The following is a 23,970-nucleotide window of genomic DNA, read 5'->3' on the forward strand; positions in this document are numbered from 1 at the left end:
GGATGTACCGTGACGGCGTGGACGACGACCAGGAGACCCGGCTGTTCGAGCTGGCCGACCGCATCCTCGCGGTCGGCAGGCTCATCCACGCGTCGAAGGAGCCCGCGTTCGCCGGGCAGAGCTGGACCCCGCTGGAGAGCGCGGTGATGCGCGTGGTCGACCGGGAGCCGGGCATCACCGCCGGTGCCGTCGCCCGGGCGACCCGGCTGATCTCCAGCAACACCAGCCGGGCGCTGCGCAACCTCGAGGCCAAGGGCCTGGTGCGGCGCGTGTCCGACCCCGACGACGCGCGCCGGGTCCGGCTGTACCCGACCGACCGCGCCGAGCAGAACCTGCGCGAGCTGCGTCGCATCTGGAGTGAGCTGCTCGCCGGGGTCGCGGACGAGCCCGCGGGGATCGACACGGCCGTCGTCCTGCTGCGCCGGATCGAGAACGGGCTCGCCGGCGACCCCCGCACCGACACCCAGGAGCAGACATGACCGACCGCACCGCACTCGTCGTCGGGGCCTCGCGCTCACTCGGGCTCGCCCTGGCGGGCGAACTCGCCGAGCGGGGGTTCGACGTCGTCGCCACCGTGCGTGGTGAGACCCCGGAGGCCCTCGCGGCACTCGCCGACCGGACCGGGCGGGTGACCGTCGAGCACCTCGACATCACCGACACCGGGCAGATCGACGCGCTGCGCGAGCGGCTCGGCGACCGCCGGATCGACCTGTTGTTCGTCAACGCCGGCATCACCGACGCCGACGTGCCGGCCGCTCAGGTGCCCACCGAGGTGTTCGTCGAGGTCATGGTGACCAACGCGCTGAGCCCGATGCGGGTCGTCGAGGGGCTCGCCCCGCTGGTCCCGCCCACCGGCACGATCGGGGTCATGTCGTCGCGGCAGGGCAGCATCGGGTTCAACACCCGGGGCGGGCACGAGGTCTACCGGGCGAGCAAGTCCGCGCTCAACCAGCTCATGCGCAGCTACGCCGCCCGGACGGCGCAGGACCCGCGCACCCTGCTGCTCCTGCACCCGGGGTGGGTGCAGACCGAGCTGGGCGGCCCCGGGGCCCGGCTGACCGTCGCGGAGAGCGCGCGCGGGGTGGCCGAGGTCCTGGTGGGCCACGCGCACGACGGCGGCCTGCAGTTCCTCGACCACACCGGAGCGGTCGTCCCCTGGTGAGCCCCGGCACGCCTCACGGTCAGGACAGGTGCGACACCTCCGGCCGGGACTTGTGGCCGTCGTCGTCGCCGACCGCTCCCTGGGCGCCCCGCGGGTCGCACTCCTCGCTCCCGGCCACGCCGAGCCGGACCACCACCGACTTCGACGCCGGCTGGTTGCTCTTCAGCGCGGTGGCGTCGAGCGGGACCAGCGGGTTCGTCTCCGGGTAGTACGCCGCCGCGGTACCCCGCGGGACGTCGTAGGCCACCAGGCGGAAGTCGGACGCGCAGCGCACGTGCTCGTCGCCCTCCCAGCGCGTGATCAGGTCCACGTGGTCGCCCTCGGAGTACCCGAGCGCCGCGATGTCCTCGCGGTGGCAGAACACGACCCGGCGCCCGCCCTCGATGCCGCGGTAGCGGTCCGACAGGCCGTAGATGGTGGTGTTGAACTGGTCGTGGCTGCGCAGGGTCTGGAGCAGCAGATGCCCGTCGGGCACCTCGAGCACCTCGATCGGCGACACCGCGAACTCGCCGCGCCCGGACCCGGTCTCGAAGGTCCGCGAGTCCCGCGGCGGGTGCGGCAGCACGAACCCACCGGGGCGACGGACGTTCACCTCGTAGCTCTCGCAGCCGGTCACGACGCGGGAGATGTGGTCGCGGATGCGGCGGTAGTCCCTGCGCATCGCCGCCCAGTCGATGCCGTACCGGTCGCCCAGGGTGGCCTCGGCGATCCCGGTGAGGATCGCGACCTCCGAGCGCAGGTGCGGGCTCGCCGGCGGCAGCGGGCCGCGGGACGAGTGCACGGAGCACGTGGAGTCCTCGACCGAGACGAACTGCGGTCCGGACTCCTGGACGTCGCGCTCGGTCCGGCCCAGGGTGGGCAGGATCAGCGCGGTCCGGCCGCCGTGCAGGTGCGACCGGTTGATCTTCGTCGAGATCTGCACGGTCAGCCGGGTGCCGGTCAGCGCCGCGGTCGTGACGTCGGTGTCCGGTGCGGCCTGCAGGAAGTTGCCGCCGAGGCCGACGAAGACCTTGACCTTCCGGTCACGCATGGCCCGGATGCTGTCGACGGTGTCCAGGCCGTGCTCACGGGGCGGGTCGAACGCGAACTCGGCCTGCAGGGCGTCGAGGAAGGAGTCCGGGACGCGCTCCCAGATGCCCATCGTCCGGTCGCCCTGGACGTTGGAGTGGCCGCGGACCGGGAAGAGCCCGGCGCCCGGACGGCCGATGTTGCCCTGGGCCAGGGCGACGTTGACGACCTCCTTGATCGTCGCGACGCCATTGCGGTGCTGGGTCAGACCCATCGCCCAGCAGAAGACCGTCTTGCGCGAGTCCCGCAGCAGGGCCGCGGCCCGGGTGATGTCGGCCCAGGACAGCCCGGTGGACCGGGTGACGGCGTCCCGGTCGATCGAGGCGACGTGGTCGCGCCAGGCGTCGAAGCCGCTGGTGTGCCGGTCGAGGAACTCGTGGTCCAGGGCGTCCCACTCGACGAGCAGTGAGCCGATGGCCTGGAACAGCGCGAGGTCGCCGTTGACCCGGACCGGCAGGTGGAGGTCGGAGATGTCGGTGCCGCGTCCGAGGACGCCCGTCGGGGTCTGCGGGTTCTTGAACCGCATCAGCCCGGCCTCGCGCAGCGGGTTGATCGTGAGGATCGTGGCGCCGTTGCGCTTGGCGTGCTCGAGCTGGGTCAGCATCCGCGGGTGGTTGGTGCCCGGGTTCTGCCCGGCGATGACGATCACGTCCGCCTCGAGCAGGTCGGGCAGCGTCACGCTGGCCTTGCCGATCCCGATCGACTCCTGCAGGGCGATCGAGGTCGACTCGTGGCACATGTTCGAGCAGTCCGGCAGGTTGTTGGTCCCGAACGCCCTGGCGAAGAGCTGGTAGACGAACGCGGCCTCGTTGGACGCCCGGCCGGAGGTGTAGAAGGTGGCCTCACCGGGGCCGTCCAGGGCGTTCAGCTCGTCGCCGATCAGCCGGAACGCCGCGTCCCAGCCGATCGGCTCGTAGTGGGTCCCGCCCGGTCGCCGGACCATGGGATGGGTGATCCGGCCCTGCTGGCCGAGCCAGTACTCCGACCGCTCGTCGAGTTCGGCGACGCTGTGGCGGGCGAAGAACTCCGGGGTCGCGCGCCGCGTCGTCGCCTCCTCGGCGATCGCCTTCGCGCCGTTCTCGCAGAACTCGGCCACCGAGCGGTGCCCGGGGTCGGGGTCCGGCCAGGCGCAGCTGGTGCAGTCGAAGCCCTCGGCCTGGTTCAGCTTGAGCAGCGTGCGCGCGGTGCGGGACGGTCCCATCCGCTCCAGCGACCGCTTCATCGACACCGCGACGGCCGTCGCCCCGACGGCGTGGTCCTCGGGCGTGCCGACCTCCAGGTCGGCCTCCGAGTAGTCGTCGCTGTGTCCATCCATGGGGCAACCTCCACCGTCGACTGCTGGTGCCGCCGTGCCGGCGCCACACCCGTTGTGGAGGCCCTACCCGGCCGGTGGGATCCCAATCGTCCGAGGGCCCGATCGTGACTGCGTCGACGAGGTCTGCCCGGGCCGCCCAGCCGCCACGGCGACCGGGTCGTCGTCCCCGACACCATGCGACGCGCGGGCGGCGTCCGGCCTCATGGGCACGCCGTGCGCGGCGCGGACGTGGGTCCCGACCTGCGGCGCGCGACCGGCGAGGTGCCGCTGAGCGGTGCGCTGCACGACGCCCGCCGTGAGTGCGTCCCGGGCTGCGGCGACGATCCCGCATGTCCGGGCGCTGCCGGAGGGCCCGCCCGCCGAGGTGCCCGACCGCCTGCTCGCGCACGCCGAGCACGAGCGGATCGACGCCGAGTCCGTGGATCAGCCGCAGGCGGCGAGCACACCGGCTGCTGCCAGCGGTGCGGTGGCCTCGCCGACCGTCGCGAAACCATCGCCGCGGGTGTCGCCGCGCAGGTGCCGGGCATGGATGCCCTCGGCGATGACGGCGACCTTGAGGTAGGCCAGGCCGCGGTGGAACGCCCAGTCCCGCGGCTCGCGCCCAGACGACGCGGCGTAGCGCTCCACGAGCTCGTCGGCACCCGGCATCCGGGGGCTGGTGGAGGCCGCGGCCCCGGCCAGGACCGGGGCGAACACGGGGTCGCCGTAGACGACGTGCAGGGCCAGGTCGGCCAGCGGGTCGCCGAGGGTGGCCATCTCCCAGTCGACCAGGGCGCGCACCACGGTGGGGTCGTCGCGGTCGAGGATGGCGTTGTCGATACGGAAGTCCCCGTGCACGACGGCGTGGTCGCTCTCGGCCGGGCAGCTCGCCTCGAGCAGGCCGTGCAGGGTGTCCACGTCGGGCAGCTCGCGGGTGGCGACGCGCTGCCACTGGCCGTACCAGCGCTCGACCTGGCGGCGCAGGTACCCGGCGGGGCGGCCCAGCTCGGACAACGGACCGGTGGCGACGTCGACGGCGTGCAGCGCGGCGAGGGTGTCGACCAGGGAGAACGCGGTCGCCCGCACGTCTGCGTCGTCGAGGGCGGCGAGGTCGTCCTCGCTGCGCACCACGATCCCGTCGACGAACCCGGTGAGCGCGAACGGCACCCCCAGCACCGACTCGTCGGCCAGCGCGACCGCCGGTGCGACCGGGACCCCGGACCCGGCGAGGGCGGCGACGACCCGGTACTCGCGGCCCATGTCGTGCGCGGACGGGGTCAGCGTGCCGAGCGGGGGGCGGCGCAGGATCCAGACGTGCTCGCCGTCGGTGACCCGGTAGGTGAGGTTGGACCGCCCGCCCGAGACGAGTTCGGCGGTGACCCCGCCGCGGTAGCCGTCGACGTGCCGGCGCAGGAACGCGTCCAGCGCGGTCAGGTCCAGGCCGTCGGGGCTCATCGGGTGGCCCGCGCGACGGCGCGGCGGGCGATCGACCAGCGGTGGGTCTCCGAGGGGCCGTCGTAGATGCGGAACGGGCGCACCTCGCGCAGGAACCGGCCCAGCAGCACGTCCCCGGAGACGCCGCGGCCGCCGTTGAGCTGCAGGGCCCGGTCGACGACCCGCCACACGGCCTCCGCGGTGAAGGTCTTGGCGATCGAGACCTCCATCCCGGCGGGGCGGCCCTGGTCGAGCTCCCAGCAGGCGTGCAGGATCAGCCCGCGCGCGGCGGCGATGTCGATCTCGTTGTCGGCGATCATCGCCTGCGCCATCCCGAGGTCGGCCAGCCGCGACCCGAACACCTGCCGCTCCGCCGCCCAGGCCACGGCGATGTCCTGGGCGCGGCGCGCGATGCCCAGCCAGCGCATGCAGTGGGTCAACCGGGCCGGGCCGAGACGGACCTGGGCGTAGCGGTAGCCCTCGTCGACCTCACCCAGCACGGCGTCGTCGGTGACGCGGCAGTCGGAGAACTCGACCTCCAGGTGCCCGCCGTAGAGCGACTCGTCCAGCGTCGGGATGTGGCGGCCGATCGTCATCCCGGGGTTGTCGGCGTCGACGAGGAACATCGTCGCACCACCACGGTCGCCGGGCACGCCGCTGGTGCGGGCCATGACGATGGCGAACGCGGCGCCGTCGGCGCCGGTGATGAACCACTTCCGGCCGTCGATCCGCCAGCCGCCGTCGACCCGGGTGGCCGTGGTGGACAGCGCGTCGGGGTCGGACCCGGCGCCGGGGGAGGGCTCGGTCATCGCGAAGCACGAGCGCACGTCCCCGGCGGCGAGCGGGGCGAGGTAGCGGACCTTCTGGTCCTCCGAGGCGATCCGCTCGAGCAGGTGGATGTTGCCCTCGTCGGGGGCGGCGATGTTCAGCGCGATCGGGCCGAGCAGCGAGTAGCCGGCCTCGGTGAACACCGCGGCGCGGCCGCACATGTCCAGGCCGTGCCCGCCGAACTCGGGGGCGGCGTGCGGGGCGAACACGCCCGCGGCGCGGGCGGCGTCCTGTAGCCGGACCCGCTCCCCGTCCGACGGCAGGACGCCGCCGTGGGCCTCCTCGACCGGGACCACCACCTCCCGGACGAAGCGTGCCGTCCGCTCCGCGAGGTCCTGCACGTGCGCGTCCTGGGCGAGGTCGACCGCCATGTCTCCTCCATCGGCTAATGATTGTTAGCCATCTTGTAGCAGCATCGCGGCAGCCGAGGACAGCGTCGGGAGCCACATCTCACATTGCGGCTATAGACTGCTAGCCGTGCGGAGCGATCAGATCCGGTCGGCGGCGCTGGCGGAGTTCGCCCGCCGCGGCTACGAGGCGACGACGATGGCCGACATCGGAGCCGCCGTCGGGATCCGCGGGCCGAGCCTCTACAAGCACGTCCGCTCCAAGCAGGAGCTGCTCGCCTCGGTCATCGACGCCACCATGGACGCGCTGATCCGCGATCACGACGCCGCGGTGGCCGGGATCGACGACCCGGTCGAACGGCTGCGCCGCGCCGTCGAGGCGCACGTGCGCTTCCACGCCCGGAACCGGGTGGAGGCCTTCGTCGGCAACCGGGAGCTGCGCAGCCTGACCGAACCGCACCGGTCGGAGATCCTCGCCAGACGCGCCGACTACGAGCAGCGCTTCCGGCGGCTGATCGCCGACGGTGCCGACGCCGGGGTGTTCTCGGTCGCGTCGCCGCAGCTCGCGTCGTACGCGATCCTCGACCAGGGGATGGGCGTCGCGGTGTGGTTCCGCGACGATGCGGGCCCGGGGGAGAACGAGGTCGCCTGGCAGCTCGCGGAGTTCGCGCTGCGCCTCGTCGGGGCCGGGCCCGCCGCGCTCAGGCCCCGGTGAACCGGGGCCGCCGGCGCTCGGCCAGCGCCCGCGCGCCCTCCAGGAGATCGCTGCCGCGTCCGGCCTCGACGACCGAGTCCTGCTCGTCGGCCAGGTGCGTGTGCAGGTCGGTGTCGCCGCTCCGGCGCAGCAGCCGCCGCACCGCGCCGAACGCCCGCGTCGGCCCCGCCGCGACCGACGCCGCGTGGTCGCGTGCCGCCGCGTCGACCTCACCGTCGGGGACGACCGTCGTCACCAGGCCCCAGTCCAGCGCCTCGGCCGCGGTGAGCCGGCGCCCGGTCAGGAACATCTCCTGCGCCCGGCGCAGGCCCACCAGCCGGGGCAGGAACCAGGACACCCCGGCGTCGGAGGTCAGCCCGATGCCGGCGTAGGCGGTGGTGAACACCGCCTCCTGTGCGGCGACGACGACGTCCGCGGCGCACACCAGGCCGAGCCCCACCCCGGCGGCGGCACCGTGCACCGCGGCGACGACCGGAGCGTCCATCGTGGACAGCCGCTCGACGGCGGGGTGGTAGAGGTCGGTGAGGTCGCGCAGCAGCGCGGGCAGCTCCTCGGGCGGGCAGCCGGTGAACAGCCCGACGTCGCCGCCGACGCTGAAGACCTTCTCCCCGCCGGTCAGCAGCACCGCGCGCACCGCCGTGTCCCGGGCGAGCGCGTCCACGGCCCGGGCGAGCTCGGCGCCCATCGTCCCGTCGACGGCGTTGTGTTTCTCAGGCCGGTCCAGCCGCACGGTCGCGACGCCGTCGGCGACCCGGACGTCGAGGGTGGTGTACGGCGGCGCCGCCGCGGCCCACCGCGCGGTGTCGGTGAGCTGTTCCAGCCGGGTGAGCCTGCCGTCGGCGACGGTGACGACGTGGGTGAACGCCGCGTCCAGCTCGCCGCCGCCGCGTCGCCCGCGCCCCCGGTAGCGCCCGCTCACCAGCATCCGGCCGTCGGCGGTGGGGGTGAACCGCTCCGGCTCGGCGCGAGCGGCGAAGTTCCGGGCGATGCCGCCCCAGCCGTCGCGGCGCATCGCCTCGGCACCGCGGTGCTCACCGCCGACGCCGCCGGGCATCCCGTCGGCGAGCACGCCGACGAAGCCGGGGTGCAGGATCGCGTCGAGGGTCTCCCGGTCGCCCTCGGCCAGCGCCGGGTAGAGGCGGCGGACCACGGTCTCGTCGTCGGTCGTGCCCATCGTGTCCTCCCGCGCGGTCATCGGCCGTCGAACTCCGGGGCGCGGCGCTCGGCGAACGCGGTGATGCCCTCCCGGACGTCGGCGCGGCCGGCGCCGGCTGTCATCAGCTCGTACTCGGCCATGAGCTGGTCCGCGTGTGTGCGGTCGCCACTGTCGCGCAGCAGCTGCTTGATCCCGCCGTAGGCCCAGGTCGGCCCGGCGGCGAACTCCCGGGCGAGCGCCCGGCCGGTGTCCTCGAGCTCGGCGCCGGACACCACCCGCGAGACCAGCCCGCACTCCAGGGCCTCGGCGGCGCCGACCGGTGTCGAGCGCAGCATGAGGTCCTGTGCGCGGCGCAGGCCGACCAGCCGCGGCAGGTACCAAGAGCTGCCGCCGTCCCCGGTCATGCCGAGCCGGGTGAAGCCGGTCGCCAGCTTGGCGTCGTCGGCGAGGACCACGACGTCGGCGCCCCACAGCAGGCCCAGCCCGCCGCCGCCGACCCCGCCGCGGGCGGCGGCGACGACGGGCACCGGCAGCGCGGACAGCCTGCGCAGGGCCGACCGGTGCCAGGTGCTGATCATCGAGTCCAGGTGCTCGGGCAGCGCGTCGAGGTGGCTGCGGAAGAACCGCAGGTCGCCGCCCACGCAGAAGGCCGGGCCGTCGGCGGTCAGCAGCACGCACCGCACGGTGTCGTCGGTCTCCGCGGTGCGGATCGCGGCGTCGAGCGCCTCGACCATGGCCGGATCGATCGCGTTCCCCGCGTCCGGGCGGGTCATCCTGATCTCGGCCACCCCCTCGCTGACCCGGTAGGTGGCTCGGTCTGCGTGCATCGCGTCCTCCCGAACGGCGTCCCCGGCGTTGACGTCGAATCTCGCATAAGTTTATTCTCGATTCAAATCTGGTCGACGAAAGGTGCTGCGATGCCGCCGCGTTCCGGTCCCCGTCTGGTGGTCGTCGGGGCGTCCCTCGCCGGTCTGCGGGCCGTCGAGGCCGCCCGCGACGCCGGCCACACCGGCCCGGTGACGCTGGTCGGCGCCGAGCCGCACCTGCCCTACGACCGGCCGCCGCTGTCGAAGGCCTTCCTCGAGGACGGGGAGGCTCCCGACGTCCGCTTCCGCGAGGAGGAGCACCTGCGCTCCGACCTCGGCGTCGACCTGGAGCTGGGTGCGCCCGCGACCGGGCTCGACGCCGACGCCCGCGAGGTCGTCGTCGGCGACCGCCGGATCGGCTACGACGCCCTGGTGGTCGCCACCGGTGCGCGGGCCCGCAGGCTGCCCGGCGACCTCGCCGGGCAGCACACCCTGCGCACCCTCGACGATGCCGCGGCCGTGCGTGCCGCGCTCGACGCGGGGGCCCGCACCGTCGTCGTCGGCGCGGGGTTCATCGGCTCCGAGGTCGCCTCCGGCGCCCGTGGGCGGGGACTGCCCGCCACCATCGTCGAGGCGCTGCCCACCCCGCTGGTGCGCGCGGTCGGCGAGCAGATGGGCGCGGCGCTGTCCCGGCTGCACGAGGCCCACGGGACCGACCTGCGCTGCGGCGTCGGCGTCGACGCCGTGGAGGGGACCGACCGGGTCACCGGTGTCCGGCTGAGCGACGGCACCGTGCTGCCCGCCGACCTCGTCGTCGCCGGGATCGGGGCCACCCCGGACACCGGCTGGCTGGAGGGCTCGGGCGTCGGGCTGCAGGACGGCGTCCTGGCCGACGAGACGCTCGCGACCGCGCTGCCCGGGGTGTACGCCGCGGGCGACGTCGTCCGCTGGCGCAACCCGCTGTTCGCCGACCTGCCGACCGGTGGCCTGATGCGCATCGAGCACTGGACCAGCGCCGCGGAGCAGGGAGCCCGCGCCGCGCGGAACGCACTCGCCCCGGCCGCGGCGACGCCCTACGAGACGGTGCCCTACTTCTGGTCGGACTGGTACTCCAGCCGCATCCAGTTCGTCGGGGTCGCCACCGCCGACGAGATCCGGGTCGTCTCCGGCTCGGTGGAGGAGGGCCGCTTCGTGGCCCTGTACCGCACCGGGGACCGGCTGACCGGCGCGCTGACGCTCGACCGTCGCGCCGACGTCATGAAGTACCGCGTCCGAATCGGACGCCGCACGAGCTGGGCGGACGCACTCGCGTTCGCCGGGGAGCGCAACGCCGCGGCCGTCGCGGCGGGCCACTGATCGACGCAGGAAGAGGAACCCATGGGCGAGGCCTACATCGTCGACGCCGTCCGGGCCCCGGTGGGCAGGCGCAAGGGCGGCCTGGCCGCGGTGCACCCCGCGGACCTCGGCGCGCACCCGATCCGGGCGCTGGTGGAGCGCACCGGCGTCGACCCGGCCGCGATCGACGACGTCGTCTACGGCTGCCTGGACGCCATCGGCGCCCAGGCGGGGGACATCGCGCGCACCGCGGCCCTGGTCGCCGGGCTGCCCGAGTCGGTGCCCGGCACCACCGTCGACCGGCAGTGCGGGTCCAGCCAGCAGGCGGTCTCGTTCGCCGCGCAGGCGGTCATGGCCGGCACCCAGGACCTCGTCGTCGCCGGTGGCGTGCAGGTCATGTCCCAGTACCCGATCCTGTCCTCGTTCGGCGCGGGCGAGCCGTTCGGGGCGACCGACCCGTGGACGGGCAGCGTCGGCTGGGAGGCCCGCTACGGCTCCCAGGAGATCAGCCAGTTCCGCAGCGCGGAGATGATCGCCGAGAAGTGGAACCTCTCCCGTGAGGACATGGAGGTCTTCGCGCTGGAGAGCCATCGCCGCGCGCTCACCGCGATCGAGGAGGGTCGCTTCGACCGTGAGATCGTGCCCTTCGGCGAGGTGTCCCGCGACGAGGGGCCGCGTCCGGACACCTCCCTGGAGAAGCTCGCCGCCCTGAAGACCCTGACCGAGGGCGGCCGGCTCACCGCGGGCGTCTCCAGCCAGGTCTCCGATGGCACCGCCGCACTGCTCATCGCCTCCGAGGCCGCGGTGCGCGACCACGGATTGACCCCGCGGGCGCGGATCCACCACGTGTCGGTCCGCGGCTCCGACCCGGTGTGGATGCTGACCGCGCCCATCCCGGCCACCGAGTACGCCCTGCAGAAGACCGGCCTGACGATCGGCGACATCGACACCGTCGAGATCAACGAGGCGTTCGCCTCGGTCGTGCAGGCCTGGCTGATCGAGACCGGCGCCGACCCGGCGACGGTCAACCCCAACGGCGGGGCCATCGCGCTCGGCCACCCGCTCGGCGCCACCGGCGCCCGGCTGATGACGACGATGCTGCACGAGCTGGAGCGCACCGGCGGCCGCTACGGCCTGCAGACCATGTGCGAGGGCGGCGGCCAGGCCAACGTCACGATCATCGAGCGGCTCTGATGGGTACCGCCGTCGTCGTCGAGGCGATCCGGACCCCGGTCGGCAGGGGCAAGGCCGGGGGAGGGCTGTCCGGGGTGCACCCGGCCGACCTGCTCGCCGGTCAGCTCGTCGCGCTGGTCGAGCGGGCCGGCATCGACCCGGCGCTGGTCGAGGACGTCATCGTCGGCTGCGCCCAGCAGGTGGGGGAGCAGGCCGGCAACATCGGCCGCAACGCGGTGCTCGGGGCCGGGTTCCCGGAGAGCGTGCCGAGCACCACTCTCAACCGGCAGTGCGGGTCCAGCCAGCAGGCCGCAGCGTTCGCCGCGCAGGCGGTCATGGCCGGCGTGCACGACGTCGTGATCGCGGCCGGGGTGGAGTCGATGAGCGCGGTGCCGATCGGCAGCGCGCGCGCCGGCGCCGGGGCCCGGCACGCGGCCCGCTACCCGGACGGGCTGGTCAACCAGGGCATCTCGGCCGAACTCGTGGCCCAGCGCTGGAAGCTCGACCGCGACGAGCTCGACGCCTACTCCGCCGAGTCGCACCGCCGGGCCGCGGCGACCTGGGCCGAGGGCGGCTTCGACGCCGAGGTCGTCGCGGTCCCGGAGGCACCGGACCTGGTCACCGACGAGACCGTCCGCGGTACGACGACCGCCGAGGGCCTGGCCGGGCTACGGCCGTCGTTCCGGACCGACGGGGCCCTCGCCCGTTTCCCGGACGTCGACTGGAAGATCACCCCGGGCAACTCCTCGCCGCTGACCGACGGCGCGTCCGCGGTGCTGGTCATGAGCGAGCGCCGCGCCGTGGAGCTGGGTCTGCGGCCGCGGGCCCGGTTCCACGCGTTCTCCGTGGTCGGCGACGACCCGCTGATGATGCTGACCGGGCCGATCCCGGCCACGCACGCGGTGCTGGCCCGCAGCGGCCTGGGCATCGGCGACATCGACGCCTACGAGGTCAACGAGGCGTTCGCGCCGGTCCCGCTGGCGTGGGCCCGCGAGTTCGGCGCGGACCCGGCCCGGCTCAACCCGCGCGGCGGGGCGATCGCGCTCGGCCACGCGCTGGGCTCGTCGGGGACCCGGCTGCTGGTGACGATGCTGCACCACCTGGAGGCCACCGGCGGCCGCTACGGCCTGCAGACGATGTGCGAGGCCGGTGGCATGGCCAACGCGACGATCATCGAGCGGCTCTGAGGGGACGGCGGGCCGCCCACGCGGGTCAGCACCCGCGGAAGACGGCCCGCCGCTTCTCGACGAACGCGGCCCGGCCCTCGGCGTAGTCGTGGGTCGTGGCGTGGCGCTGCTGGAGCGTCGCCTCCAGCTCCAGCTGGTCGGCGAGGCGGCGCTGCGCTGCGGCGCCGAGTGCCTGCTTGGTGCTCGCCAGCGCGACGGTCGGCGCCTGCGCCAGCCGTCGCGTGAGCGCCTCGGCCGCCGTGGCCAGCTCGTCGCGCGGGTGCACCGCGTTGACCAGGCCCCAGCGGTGCGCGGTCTCCGCCGGCAGCCGGTCACCGAGCATGCACAGCTCGGCGGCCCGGGTCAGCCCGATCCGCTCGGCCAGGAACGCGGTCGTCCCGCCGTCGGGCATCACCCCGATCCGGACGAAGGCGAGCAGCAGGTAGGCGTCGTCGGCGGCGAGCAGCAGGTCGCAGGACAGGGCGAGGGACACCCCGAGCCCGGCGCAGGCGCCCTGGACCGCGGCGACGAACGGCTTCGGCGCGGCCCGGATCTCCGTGACGATCGGGTTGTAGATCTCGCGCAGCCGGCTCGACAGGTCCGGGTCGCCGTCGGGGGTCAGGTCGCGGGCGTTCTTCACGTCGGCGCCCGCGCAGAACGCGCGGCCCGCACCGGTGACGAGCACCGCCCGCACCGTGTCGTCCGCCGACGCGCGGCGGACCGCGTCCAGCAGCTCGGAGCCCATCTGCGGGGTCCAGGCGTTCAGAGCGTCCGGCCGGTGCAGCTCGATCCGGGCGAGCCCGTCGCCGGTCGTGTACCGCAGGTCCTCGTAGCGCGGGGTCACCCCCGCAACCTACATTGAACTCAGATTCGAAAACAGAGGAGACCGTGTGACCGTGGAGCTCGCCGAGCAGACGCAGGACTGGACCGACCCGGGAGCGCACCCGGTGTTGCCGGGCGTGCACCGCATCCCGCTGCCGTTGCCCACCGACGGCCTGCGCGCGGTCAACGTGTACGTGATCGAGGGCGCCGACGGCCCGACGCTGGTCGACTCCGGCTGGGCCGGTGCCGACGGCGACGCCCTCACCCGTGGGCTGCGCGCGCTCGGGTACGCCCCGGCCGACGTCGCGCAGGTGGTGGTCACCCACGCCCACCACGACCACTACACCCAGGCGCTGACGCTGCGGGCGGAGCACGGGACCCGGGTCCTGCTGGGCCGCGGGGAGGAACCGACGGTCACCGCGCAGACCCACCCGCTCGACCACCCGGCACCGCAGCCCCCGCTGGTGGCCCGGGCCGGGGCAGCGGACCTCGCACGCGAGTACGCCGCGCTGGTGGCGGCGATCGAGCGGTCCGACACGACCCCGTGGGGTCCACCGGACGTCTGGCTCGACGACGGCGGGACCGTCCCGACCGGGCAGGGGGACCTGGAGGTGCGGGCCACCCCGGGGCACACCCGCGGACACGTCGTGCTGCGCGACACCGCACGAAGCGCGCTGTTCGCCGGCGACCACGTGCTCCCGCACATCACGCCCTCGATCGGCTACGAGCGCGCCCCCGAGCCCGCCCCGCTGCGCAGCTACCTGGACTCGCTGCGGCTGGTCCGGGACCTGCCCGACGCACTGCTGCTCCCCGCACACGGGCCGGTGACCCGCAGCGTGCACACCCGGGTCGACGAGCTGCTGGCGCACCACGAGCAGCGCCTGGCCGCCGCGGCAGACCGGGTCCGCGCCGGGGACGACACGGCCTGGGCGGTCGCGGCGGCGCTGCCGTGGACCCGGCGCGCGCAGCACGTGTCGCAGCTGGCGACCGAGCACGCGGCGCTGGCGGTGCTGGAGATCGCCGCCCACCTCGACGTGCTCGTCATGGCGGGGGAGCTCGTCGCGGCCGACGGTACCGACGGCGTCCGCCGCTACGCCACCGCCTGACCCTGCGCCGTCGGCGCCGGAACGACGACGCGCCGCCACCCGGGCAGGGGCGACGGCGCGTCGGCGGGGAGCGGAGGTCAGACGCTCGCGGTGAGCGGGAAGTCCGCGAGGATGCGCTCGGTGACGAGCTTGGCGGTCTCCGCGCAGGCCGTCGTGCCACCGTTGGCGTACTCCTTGACGCCGTCGCCGACGTTCCAGAGGTTCGCGATCGGGGTCTCCGAGGTCAGGTCGTACCCGGCGACGGCGCGCTGCGGCGGCCAGTCGTCGCGCATGACGGCCACGGACAGGATGCGGGCGCCGTCGAAGCCCGGGACCTGCTCCTGGAGGTCCTTCTTCAGCAGCGCCACCTCGGCGTCGGCGTCGAAGTCGCCGACCGAGGGCTCGGGCACCGACGCCGCGACGTAGAGGTTCCACCCGTCGGGGGCCATCTCGGGGCAGGTGTCGGTGAAGTTCGCGACGTAGCAGAGCCGCTCGGACTTCGAGAACAGCAGCATGCCCGGCACGTCCACCAGGCGCTCACGGCTCGCGAAGTTCACCGCCAGCATCGAGCACGGACGGTCCTTGATCCGGACCTGCTCGCGGTAGTCGGCCGGCAGGTTCTCCTCGCCGACCATGGCGACGGTGCCCGCGGGACCGGTGTCGCTGACCGCGACCCGGCAGGTGACCTCGACCCGCTCGCCGTCGCGGACGACGGTGGCGCCGGTGACCCGGCCGTCGGCGACGTGCAGCCGCTCGACCTCCGAGGACAGCCACACCTGTCCGCCGTTGCCGACGACGGAGTCCGCCAGCGACTGCCAGACGCCGATGGTCCCGGCGGGGCAGAACCCGAACCGCTTGAACGCGGACTTGCGTGTGAAGTAGGTGAGGAACACCCGTGCGGGCAGCTCCTCGGAGCCGACGGCGAACACCGAGGCGCACATGTTGCGGAACACGCCCTGGACGGCCTCGTTCCTCGAGTACTTGCCGACCCACTCCGCGGTGGACATCTCGCTGCCGGGCAGCGCGTCGTCGTCGGTGCGGGCGGCGCCGATGCCCGAGAGCAGCTTCGCGCCCTGCCGGGTGAGCTGGGAGAGCAGCATGCCCCAGCCGCCGCGGGTGACGTCGAGGTTCTTCCCGCCGACCCGGTACAGCACGGGGACCTGCGGGGTGCGGACGTCGAACTCGGCGCCGACCTCGGCGAAGGTCTCCTCGGTGATCCCGCCGACCTCGATCACGATGGCCCCGTCGTTGACGAGGAAGCCGTCGATGTCGGTGGTCGAGGCGCGACCGCCGACCTTGTCGAGCCGCTCCACGACGAGGGTGCGGTAGCCGGCGTGGGCCAGCCGGGCGGCGGCGAACAGGCCACCGGCCCCCGCTCCCACCACGAGCGCGTCGAACGCGGTGTCGGACTCGATGGGCGCCACGGGTCATCTCCTTCGGTTGCTTCTTTTAATCGACAGTAAATTAATGACGTGGCCGGGTCAACCGCCCGGTGCGAGACCCTCCCGCACGATCGTCTGGGCGGTGCGCACGATGTCGGCGAGGTCGCCGCGGTCGGGGCGCCACCACTCCGGCGCCCAGTTCAGCGCCCCCATCACCAGCATCCGCGCCGCGTGCGGGTCCAGCTCCGGGTCGAGCTGCCCGGCGGCCTGTGCGTCGTCGACCAGGCCGCGCCACAGGGCGCCGTAGCGGCGCTGGTCGCGCAGCTGGACGTCGCGGATGCCCTGCGGGAGCTGGGCGGCGTTGCGGATCGCCGCGGCGGCGTACTCCGAGTCGCGCAGCACGATCTCCAGGTGGGCGCGCACCGCGGTGGCGATCCGGTCCATCGGCGGCGTCCCGTCCGGGAGGGCGGCGAGCTCGTCATGGACGTGGGCCATCGTGCGCCGCAGCCCGACCTGCACGACCTCCTGGATCAGCTCGTCGCGGGAGGCGAAGTGGTAGTAGATCGCCGGGGCCTGGAGGCCGGCGAGCCCGGCGATGTCGAGCAGTCGGGTGCCGGCGTAGCCGCTGCGGTTCAGCACGACCGCCGCGGCGTCGAGGATCCGTTCGCGGGTCCGCGCCGAGCGCGGCGCGGACCCGGTGCCCCCGCGGCGCGGCCCCTGTCGCCGGTCCGGTCCGTCCGTCATCGCGTCAGGCTAATGTCTAACCGCAATAAGAAAAAAGATCAGGAGGCGTGGCATGGACGAGGTGGAGCGCGGTCGTGGACCGCTGGCCGGCCGGACGGTCGTCGAGCTGGCGGGCATCGGGCCGGGGCCGTTCGCCTGCATGGCGCTTGCCGACCTCGGCGCCGAGGTGATCCGGATCGACCGGCCCGCGGCCGGGCCGCTCTCGACGGCGCCGCCCGCGGCCGACGTGCTCAACCGCGGCAAGCGGTCGGTCGTGCTGGACCTCAGGCGTCCCGAGGTGGTGGAGGCCGTGCTGACCCTCGCCGGGCGCGCGGACGTGCTGGTCGAGGGGAACCGGCCGGGCGTCGCCGAGCGGCTGGGGGTGGGGCCGGACGCGGTGTGGGCGCGCAACCCCCGGCTGGTCTACGGCCGGATGACCGGCTGGGGTCAGGACGGCCCGCTCGCCCACACCGCGGGCCACGACATCGGCTACATCGCGCTGACCGGCGCCCTGCACGCGATGGGCGAGGCGGGCGGCCCGCCGCAGATCCCGCTCAACCTCGTCGGGGACTTCGGGGGCGGGTCCACCTACCTGGTGATCGGGGTGCTCGCGGCGCTGCTGGAGGCCGAGCGCACGGGGCGCGGCCAGGTCGTCGACGCCGCGATCGTCGACGGCGCGTCGTACCTGCTCGCCGCGATCCACGCCATGCTCGGCTCCGGCCGCTGGGAGGACCGGCGCGGGGTCAACATGCTCGACGGCGGCACCCCGTTCTACGCGGTCTACGCGACGGCCGACGGCGGGCACATGGCGGTCGGGGCGCTGGAGCCGAAGTTCTACGCCGAGCTGCTGCGGCTGCTGGAGATCCCGCGCGAGGTGGCGGCGCCGGAGAACCAGCAGGACCGGAGCCGGTGGCCCGCGCTGCGGGCCGCGCTCGCCGCGCGCTTCGCCACGCGCACCCGCGACGAGTGGACCGCCGTCTTCGACGGCACCGACGCCTGCGTCGCACCGGTGCTGGGGCTGCGCGAGGCCGCCGCCCACCCGCACGTCGCCGCTCGGGGGAGCGTGGCCGACACCGGCGGGGTGCTGCAGCCCGGCCCGGCGCCCCGGTTCTCCGGCCACCCCGTCGCCGCGCCCGCCGCGCCGCCGGCCCGCGGGCGCGACACCCGCGCGGTACTCGCCGGTGCAGGCCTCGACGTCGACGCCCTGCTCGCCTCCGGCGCGGCGCAGGAGGCCTAGGGGCGGGTGGGCCGTCCGGACGATTGTCCGCTCCGTCCGTTCTCTCTAATCTACGAGCGATTAAGCAACGAGGAGGAGGTCGACGATGCCCGCCCCGATCGCGCACCGCCGAGCGGCTCTGGAGGCGCGCCACCCGGCGTGGCAGCCCCGCACGCTCGACGGGTTCCTGGACGACTGCGCCCGCGAGTTCCCCGACCGGCCGCTCGTCGTCACCGACGACCGCACCCTCGACTACGCCGGCGCCGCCGAGTGGACGGCCCGGCTCGCCGGCGGGCTGGCCACGCTCGGTGTCCGCCCGGGTGACCGGGTCGGCCTGCTCATGGCCAACCACCTGGAGTTCGTCCCGCTGAAGTTCGCGGTCGCGCGGGCCGGCGCGGTCGCCATCCCGTTCAACTTCCTCTACCGCCGCGACGAGCTCTCCTACGTGCTGCGCCAGTCCCGCTGCACGGTGCTCGTCACGATGACCGGCTACGGCGACCTCGACCACCTCGCCCTGCTCGACGAGGTGGCCCCCGGCTGGGAGCACGGCCCCACCGCCGAGCTCCCGGACCTGCGCGCGGTCGTCCAGCTGCCGACGGTGCACCCGGCCCGGCCCGGCGTGACGACGGTGGAGGAGCTGGGTGCCCTCGGCGAGCCGGTCGCGGCCGGATCCACCGGGGCCGCCCCGGACGACCTGGGCGACATCCTCTACACCTCGGGTACCACGGGGTCGCCGAAGGGGGTGATGGTCACCCACGACGCCGTCCTGCGCACCGGCTACGCGTCCGCGCTGACCCGCGCCTTCGAGGACGGGCGCCGCATCCTGTTCTCACTGCCCTGCTACCACATGTTCGGCTACGTCGAGGGTCTGGTCGCGGCCATGTTCGTGGGCGGGGCGATCGTCCCGCGGCTGGCGTTCTCCGCGGCCGACTACTTCGACGGCATCGAGCGGCACCGCGCGACCGAGATCCTCTGTGTGCCCACCATGACCGTCGCCCTGCTGGAGCACCCCGACCGTTCCGCGCGCGACCTGTCCTCGGTGTTCGCCGTGCTCTCCGGCGCCGCGCCCGCGCCGGTGTGGCTGTGGGAGCGGGTGCGCGCCGAGCTGGGGATCTCCGAGATCACCACCGGCTACGGGATGACAGAGTGCGGCGGCGCGATGACGATGACGCTGCCCGAGGATCCCCTGGAGCGGCACTCGACGACCGTCGGGCGGGTCAAGCGCGCCGGGGTGGCCGGGCTGCCCGACCACGACGGCGACCTGTGCCACTACCGGACCTGCGACCCGATGACCGGCGAGGAGCTGCCGGCCGGGACGGAGGGGGAGCTGGTGTCGTCCGGGCCCACCCACATGCTCGGGTTCTGGGACAAGCCCGAGGAGACCGCCGCCGCCCTGCGCGGGGGCCGGGTGTTCTCCGGCGACCTGGGCCGGGTCCGCGACGACGGTTACCTGGAGATCACCGGCCGCAGCAAGGAGCTCTACAAGAGCGGCGGCGAGCTGGTGATGCCCAAGGAGATCGAGGAGCTGATCACCCGCCACCCCGGGGTCAGCCAGGCCTACGCCGTCGGCGTCGCGGACGACCGGTGGGGCGAGGTCGGGTGCCTGTGGATCGTCCCGGAACCCGGCGCGACCGTCGATCCGGACGCGGTGCTGGCGCTCTGCCGGAAGAAGCTCGCCCGGTTCAAGGTGCCCAGGCACGTGCTGGTGACCACCGCCGAGGACCTGCCGACCACCCCGACCGGCAAGGTCCAGAAGTTCCGGCTCGCCCGGCGCGCCGCCGAGGTGCTGGGCTGAGGAACGGGCCGGGCCCCGGGGCCACCCCGGTGCCCGGTCCCGACCTGTCGGTGCGCTCAGCCCTCGAGCCGGTCGCGCAGCACGAACTTCTGGACCTTCCCCGACGGCGTCATGGGCAGCTCGTCGACCAGGAACCAGCGCACCGGCACCTTGTACGGGGTGAGCCGCTCCAGGCAGTGCGCGGCCAGCTCGTCGGTGAACCCGGGCTCCTGCGGCTCGTGGGTCACCACCGCGGCGGCGACGATCTCGCCCCAGGTGGGGTCCGGCAGGCCGACCACGGCCGACGCGGCTACCGCCGGGTGCTCGGCCAGCGCGACCTCGATCTCGGCGGGGGCGATGTTCTCGCCGCCGCGGATGATGAGTTCCTTCAGCCGGCCGGTCAGGGTGATCATGCCGCGGTCGTCCATCGAGCCGAGGTCGCCGGTATGTACCCAGCCCTCGTCGTCGACGGTCGCGGCGGTGGCCCCGGGGTCGTCGTAGTAGCAGAGCATCTGGTTGTAGCCGCGGGCGCAGACCTCGCCGACGGTGCCGAGCGGCACGACCCCGCCGGTGGCGGGGTCGACGATCCGCGCCCCGGTGTGCGGCAGCGGGCGGCCGACGCTGCGGACGAGGTCGTCGGCGGTGTCGGAGCGCCGCGTCAGGCTCAGCACGGGGGAGAGCTCGGTCTGGCCGTAGAGGTTGTGCACGAAGGCGCCGAAGGTCTCCCGGACGGCGGTGATCATCGAGCCGGGCACGGTCGCGGCGCCGACCAGGACGGTGTCCAGCGCCGGGGCCTGGCCGTCGCGGCGGCGCGCCTCGTGCAGCACCGCGCCGAGCACCGTCGGCACGCTCATCAGGATCGTCGCGCGCTCGTCGCGCATCGCGTCGAGCACGGCGCCGGGCTCGAACCGCTCGATCAGCACCACCGTGCCGCCCAGCACCGCGGGGCCCAGCGTCGAGATGACACAGCCCGCGGTGTGGAAGGTCGGCAGCGGCGCGACGGCGACGGCGCCGTCGCGGGCCTCGGCGGTGTGCATGGTGAGCCGGGCGTTGTTCAGCAGCGAGCGGTGCGCCAGCAGCACGCCCTTGGGGTGCCCGGTGGTCCCCGACGTGAACTGCATCATCGCCGGGGAGCCCGGCGCGCTGCGCTCCGGCATGTCGGGCGAGCCGCCGTCCAGCGGCGTGCCGTGAAGCCGGGCGGTGTCGGACAGGCTGACCACGTGGGCGAGACCGGCCACCCGTGGCACGACGTCGGCGACGACGCCGGTCAGGTCGTGGTCGCGCACCCGGTCGGCGTGCAGCAGGACCGTCGAGCGGGACAGGGTGAGCGCGTACTCCAGCTCGCCCGGGCGCAGGGCCGGGTTGAGTGCCACCAGCACGACCCCCGCCAGGCCCGCCGCGTACTGGACGATCGTCCACTCCGCGACGTTCGGCGCCCAGAGCGCGACGTGCCCGCCGGGCCCGGCGAGCTCCAGCAGTGTCCCGGCGACCCGCCTCGCCTCGTCGAGCAACTCGGCGTAGGTCCAGCGGCCGGCGGTGCCGTCGTGCCGGGTCGCGACGAGCGCGACAGTGTCGGGGTGCGCGGCGGCCTGCTCGCGCAGGAGCCCGCCGACCGTGCCCTCGACGAGGCCGGGCCCGGGGCCCTCGAGCCACTCGGAGCGACCGGTCGCCGGGGTGGGGGAGGTGGAGCTGACGGCCTGCGTGCTCATGACGGGCCTCCGTGGGGCGGGAGAGGGCGTGGACCGATCGGGCGATTGAACGTAGATAAGATTCGGGCCGGGTCAACCGCCGGTCGGGGCCGACAGCCCGCGCCGGACGATCGTCCGGGCGGTCCGGACCAGGGACCTCAGCGAGCCGCGGCCGGGGCTCCACCACTCGCACGCCCAGTTGAGCGCGCCGAGCACCAGCATCCGGGCCGCCCGCGGGTCGAGCCCGTCCCGCAGCTCGCCCGCGTCCCGGGTGGCCTCGACGAGCTCGCGCCAGAAGTCGCTGTAGCGCTGCTGCTCCGCCAGCTGCCGGGTGCGGACCTCCGGGGGCAGCTGCTGGGTGTTGCGGATCGAGGCGACCGTGTAGTCGGAGATGCGGAGCACGACCTGCAGGTGGGCCTCGACCGCGCAGCAGATGCGGTCCATCGCCGTCGCCCCGGCCGGCAGCTCCTGCACCCGCGCCCGCACGTGCTCCAGGTTGCGGACCATGCCCGCCACCACGACCTGTTCGACCAGGTCCTCGCGGGAGTCGAAGTAGTAGTAGACGGCCGGCGGCCGGACCCCGGCCAGCCGCGCGACGTCGGCGAGCCGGGTCCCGGCGTACCCGCGCGTCGCGAGCAGCGACGCCGTCGCGTCCAGGATCCGGCGCCGGGTCCGCGCCGACTTCTCGCCGGGGCCCCGGACGCCCGCCGTCCGGACCGTGTGGGCGCGGGGCACGGCGTCAGTACGACGCGGGCAGGCCCAGGCTGCGCTGGGCGACGAAGTTCAGGACCATCTCCCGGCTGACCGGCGCGGTCTTGAGCATCCGGGCGACGAACCACAGGTCGGCCAGGCCGTACTCGAGCGACAGGCCGTTCCCGCCGTGGCTCTGGATCGCCTGGTCCAGGGTGCGCAGCGAGGAGTCGGCCGCGGCGAACTTCGCGATGTTCGACGCCTCGGCGGCGTCGGCGCCCGCGTCGAACAGCTCGGCGGCGCGGTAGGTCATCAGCCGCGAGAGCTGCGTGCCGATGTAGGCCTCGGCCAAGGGGTGCGCGACGCCCTGGTGTGCGCCGATCGGCACGCCCCACACCTGGCGTTCGCGGGCGTAGCCGGTGGCCTTGTCCAACGCGTAGCGGGCGATCCCGTTGGAGATGCAGGCCGCGGTGATCCGCTCCGGGTTGAGCCCGGCGAACACCTGGCGCAGGCCGTTTCCCTCGTCGCCGATCAGCGCCTCGGGACCGACCCGCACGTCGTCGAGGAACACGGTGAACTGGTGCTCGGGCTGCTGCAGCGCCGCCGGGATGGTCTGCCAGGTCAGCCCCTCGGCGTCGGTCGGCACGACGAACAGCGACAGCGGGTGGCGCCCGTTCGGGCCCGGCTCGGGGCCGCGGGTCACGACCAGGACGGCGTCGGCCTCGTCGATGCCCGAGGTCCAGTACTTCTGCCCGCGGATCCGCCAGCCGTCGCCGTCGGGGTGGGCGGTGGTGGTGATCTCGTGGCTGTTCGAGCCCGCGTCCGGCTCGGTGATCGCGAACGCCATCTTGAGCGAGCCGTCGGCGATCCCCGGTAGCCAGCGCTCCTTGAGCTCGTGCGAGCCGTGCGCGTCGATGATCGACCCGCAGATCGCGGGGGAGATGACCATCATCAGCAGCGGGACGCCCTGCGACGAGGCCTCCTCGACGACCACGGCGAGGTCGCTCATGGTGCCGCCGCCACCGCCGTAGGCCTCGGACAGGTGCACGCCCAGGAACCCGGCCGCGCCGAGCTCCTTCCACAGCTCGGTCGGCTCCTCGTGGGCCTTCGCCTTCTCCATGAAGTAGCTGTGGCCGTAGCGACCGACCAGGGTCGCCACCGCGTCGCGCAGCGCCGCGCGCTCCTCGGTGTCGGCGACGATCAGCGAGCTGGGCATCGGTGTCTCCTCGGGGCCCGGACATTTTTTCTAATTCAGAATAGGTAGCAGGGGAGGCCCCGTCAACGCGGCCGGAGCGGCTCAGGGCATCGACGAGCCGCCGCCGACGGCCACGACCTGGCCGGTGACCTGGTGCGCCGCGGTCTCCGAGGCCAGCCAGGCGACCGCGTTGCCGACGTCGGCCGGGGTGGTGCGCCGGCGCAGCGCCTGGGTGCGGACGATCGCGTCGACCTGGTCCGGCGCGAACAGCGCGTCCGCCCCGCCCGCCCAGACCGAGCTCGGGCCCACGTGGTCGTCCTCGGGGGGCAGGACCAGTCCGGGGGCGACGACGTTGCTGCGGATCCCGAACCGGCCGTTCTCCCGCGCCACCGTGCGGGCCAGCGAGATCAGCGCCGCCTTGGTGCTGCCGTAGATGCCCTGGCGGACGGCGCCGTAGGCGGCGTCGCTGGACAGGAACACGATCGCGCCCCGGCCGGCCTCGCGCATCGGGCCGAGCACGGCCTGCGTGCAGTCGATCGCGGCGAACAGGTTCACCCCGACCGTGCGCCGCCAGAGGTCCCGGTCGGTCTGCTCGGCGAACCAGCCGGGCCTGCTCCACCCGGCGTTGTTGACCAGCACGTCCACCCCGCCCCAGGCCGCCACCGCCTGCGCGGTCACCCGGGCGCCCGCGCCCTCGGCGGTCAGGTCGGTCGCGCACGCGGCTGCGTCCGGCGCGCCGAGGTCGCGCAGCTCGCCCGCGACCCGTTCGGCCTGCTCGCCGTCGATGTCGACGACCAGTACCCGTGCCCCCTCCGCCGCGAGGACCCGGGCGATGCCCCGCCCGATGTTGGCGCCCGCCCCGGTGACGACGACCCGTGCGTCGCGCAGTCCCAGATCCACTGTGCCTCCCG

At 74.3% G+C, this 23,970-nt stretch carries 21 protein-coding genes; 9 read left to right on the forward strand and 12 right to left on the reverse strand.

All coding sequences use genetic code 11. From position 1 onward, the window contains the following. Positions 1-17 precede the first annotated feature (17 nt). Together DMP15_RS09405 and DMP15_RS09410 are read left to right on the forward strand one after the other, a co-directional pair. On the forward strand, positions 18-479 hold the full coding sequence (locus DMP15_RS09405) for a MarR family transcriptional regulator (RefSeq protein WP_073577469.1): 462 nt from the start codon (positions 18-20) through the stop codon (positions 477-479). Continuing rightward, positions 476-1,162 (forward strand): SDR family oxidoreductase, encoded by a 687-nt coding sequence (locus DMP15_RS09410; protein WP_073577358.1) that lies wholly within the window; start codon positions 476-478, stop codon positions 1,160-1,162. Before DMP15_RS09405 ends, DMP15_RS09410 begins: the two co-directional genes overlap by 4 nt. 19 nt (positions 1,163-1,181) lie before the next feature. On the opposite strand, the gene DMP15_RS09415 is transcribed toward DMP15_RS09410, so the two are convergent. From DMP15_RS09415 to DMP15_RS09425, 3 genes are all read right to left on the reverse strand, one after another. Then, positions 1,182-3,545, reverse strand: a complete 2,364-nt coding sequence (locus DMP15_RS09415) for an FdhF/YdeP family oxidoreductase (RefSeq protein WP_337825660.1) — start codon at positions 3,543-3,545, stop codon at positions 1,182-1,184. A gap of 423 nt (positions 3,546-3,968) precedes the next feature. Beyond that, complete coding sequence (locus DMP15_RS09420) at positions 3,969-4,979, reverse strand: phosphotransferase family protein (RefSeq protein WP_337825661.1); 1,011 nt, start codon at positions 4,977-4,979, stop codon at positions 3,969-3,971. Next, positions 4,976-6,157 carry an acyl-CoA dehydrogenase family protein gene (locus tag DMP15_RS09425; RefSeq protein ID WP_100878443.1) on the reverse strand — a complete coding sequence of 394 codons (1,182 nt, stop codon included), beginning with the start codon at positions 6,155-6,157 and terminating at the stop codon, positions 4,976-4,978. The genes DMP15_RS09420 and DMP15_RS09425 overlap by 4 nt, the downstream gene beginning before the upstream one ends. Positions 6,158-6,263: 106 nt before the next feature. Here DMP15_RS09425 and DMP15_RS09430 point away from each other — a divergent pair, with 106 nt between their 5' ends. Beyond that, complete coding sequence (locus DMP15_RS09430; protein ID WP_337825662.1) at positions 6,264-6,848, forward strand: TetR/AcrR family transcriptional regulator; 585 nt, start codon at positions 6,264-6,266, stop codon at positions 6,846-6,848. Here the strand turns inward: DMP15_RS09430 and DMP15_RS09435 are convergent. Continuing rightward, positions 6,835-8,043 carry an enoyl-CoA hydratase-related protein gene (locus tag DMP15_RS09435; protein WP_337825663.1) on the reverse strand — a complete coding sequence of 403 codons (1,209 nt, stop codon included), beginning with the start codon at positions 8,041-8,043 and terminating at the stop codon, positions 6,835-6,837. The two genes, DMP15_RS09430 and DMP15_RS09435, sit on opposite strands and share 14 nt — an antisense overlap. Next, positions 8,040-8,831 carry an enoyl-CoA hydratase/isomerase family protein gene (locus DMP15_RS09440; protein WP_337825664.1) on the reverse strand — a complete coding sequence of 264 codons (792 nt, stop codon included), beginning with the start codon at positions 8,829-8,831 and terminating at the stop codon, positions 8,040-8,042. Before DMP15_RS09440 ends, DMP15_RS09435 begins: the two co-directional genes overlap by 4 nt. Positions 8,832-8,921: 90 nt before the next feature. Here DMP15_RS09440 and DMP15_RS09445 point away from each other — a divergent pair, with 90 nt between their 5' ends. Genes DMP15_RS09445 through DMP15_RS09455 form a run of 3 tightly spaced genes read left to right on the forward strand, consistent with a single transcriptional unit; the run spans position 8,922 to position 12,505 of the window. Beyond that, positions 8,922-10,166: an NAD(P)/FAD-dependent oxidoreductase gene (locus DMP15_RS09445; RefSeq protein WP_337825665.1), complete on the forward strand. Its 1,245-nt coding sequence runs from the start codon at positions 8,922-8,924 to the stop codon at positions 10,164-10,166. A gap of 21 nt (positions 10,167-10,187) precedes the next feature. Further along, positions 10,188-11,339 carry an acetyl-CoA C-acetyltransferase gene (locus DMP15_RS09450; protein ID WP_337825666.1) on the forward strand — a complete coding sequence of 384 codons (1,152 nt, stop codon included), beginning with the start codon at positions 10,188-10,190 and terminating at the stop codon, positions 11,337-11,339. Continuing rightward, positions 11,339-12,505 carry a thiolase family protein gene (locus DMP15_RS09455; protein ID WP_062396913.1) on the forward strand — a complete coding sequence of 389 codons (1,167 nt, stop codon included), beginning with the start codon at positions 11,339-11,341 and terminating at the stop codon, positions 12,503-12,505. The genes DMP15_RS09450 and DMP15_RS09455 overlap by 1 nt, the downstream gene beginning before the upstream one ends. A 25-nt stretch (positions 12,506-12,530) precedes the next feature. Here DMP15_RS09455 and DMP15_RS09460 read toward each other — a convergent pair whose 3' ends face one another. Beyond that, positions 12,531-13,328, reverse strand: a complete 798-nt coding sequence (locus DMP15_RS09460) for an enoyl-CoA hydratase/isomerase family protein (protein WP_337825667.1) — start codon at positions 13,326-13,328, stop codon at positions 12,531-12,533. 46 nt (positions 13,329-13,374) lie between these two features. On the opposite strand from DMP15_RS09460, the gene DMP15_RS09465 reads away from it, so the two are divergent. After that, positions 13,375-14,412: an MBL fold metallo-hydrolase gene (locus tag DMP15_RS09465; protein WP_337825668.1), complete on the forward strand. Its 1,038-nt coding sequence runs from the start codon at positions 13,375-13,377 to the stop codon at positions 14,410-14,412. 77 nt (positions 14,413-14,489) lie between these two features. Here the strand turns inward: DMP15_RS09465 and DMP15_RS09470 are convergent, their stop codons facing one another. Beyond that, a complete protein-coding gene (locus tag DMP15_RS09470; protein ID WP_337825669.1) occupies positions 14,490-15,815 on the reverse strand; it encodes a phytoene desaturase family protein in 1,326 nt (441 codons plus the stop codon). A gap of 57 nt (positions 15,816-15,872) precedes the next feature. Beyond that, on the reverse strand, positions 15,873-16,517 hold the full coding sequence (locus tag DMP15_RS09475) for a TetR/AcrR family transcriptional regulator (RefSeq protein WP_337825670.1): 645 nt from the start codon (positions 16,515-16,517) through the stop codon (positions 15,873-15,875). A gap of 52 nt (positions 16,518-16,569) precedes the next feature. Between DMP15_RS09475 and DMP15_RS09480 the strand changes: the two genes are divergently transcribed. Together DMP15_RS09480 and DMP15_RS09485 are read left to right on the forward strand one after the other, a co-directional pair. Next, positions 16,570-17,733, forward strand: coding sequence for a CaiB/BaiF CoA transferase family protein (locus tag DMP15_RS09480; RefSeq protein WP_337825671.1), 1,164 nt, complete (start codon positions 16,570-16,572; stop codon positions 17,731-17,733). An 85-nt stretch (positions 17,734-17,818) separates the two neighbouring features. Next, positions 17,819-19,507 (forward strand): class I adenylate-forming enzyme family protein, encoded by a 1,689-nt coding sequence (locus tag DMP15_RS09485; RefSeq protein ID WP_337825672.1) that lies wholly within the window; start codon positions 17,819-17,821, stop codon positions 19,505-19,507. A gap of 56 nt (positions 19,508-19,563) precedes the next feature. Here DMP15_RS09485 and DMP15_RS09490 read toward each other — a convergent pair whose 3' ends face one another. From DMP15_RS09490 to DMP15_RS09505, 4 genes are all read right to left on the reverse strand, one after another. Next, positions 19,564-21,195: a class I adenylate-forming enzyme family protein gene (locus DMP15_RS09490; protein WP_337825673.1), complete on the reverse strand. Its 1,632-nt coding sequence runs from the start codon at positions 21,193-21,195 to the stop codon at positions 19,564-19,566. A gap of 72 nt (positions 21,196-21,267) precedes the next feature. Then, positions 21,268-21,909: a TetR/AcrR family transcriptional regulator gene (locus DMP15_RS09495; protein WP_337825674.1), complete on the reverse strand. Its 642-nt coding sequence runs from the start codon at positions 21,907-21,909 to the stop codon at positions 21,268-21,270. A gap of 4 nt (positions 21,910-21,913) precedes the next feature. Then, on the reverse strand, positions 21,914-23,080 hold the full coding sequence (locus DMP15_RS09500; protein WP_337825675.1) for an acyl-CoA dehydrogenase family protein: 1,167 nt from the start codon (positions 23,078-23,080) through the stop codon (positions 21,914-21,916). A gap of 81 nt (positions 23,081-23,161) precedes the next feature. Then, positions 23,162-23,959, reverse strand: a complete 798-nt coding sequence (locus tag DMP15_RS09505; RefSeq protein WP_337825676.1) for an SDR family NAD(P)-dependent oxidoreductase — start codon at positions 23,957-23,959, stop codon at positions 23,162-23,164. Positions 23,960-23,970 lie beyond the last annotated feature (11 nt).

Origin of the sequence: Pseudonocardia sp. UM4_GMWB1 (assembly GCF_017312155.1) — a bacterium.
GTDB lineage: Bacteria > Actinomycetota > Actinomycetes > Mycobacteriales > Pseudonocardiaceae > Pseudonocardia > Pseudonocardia alni.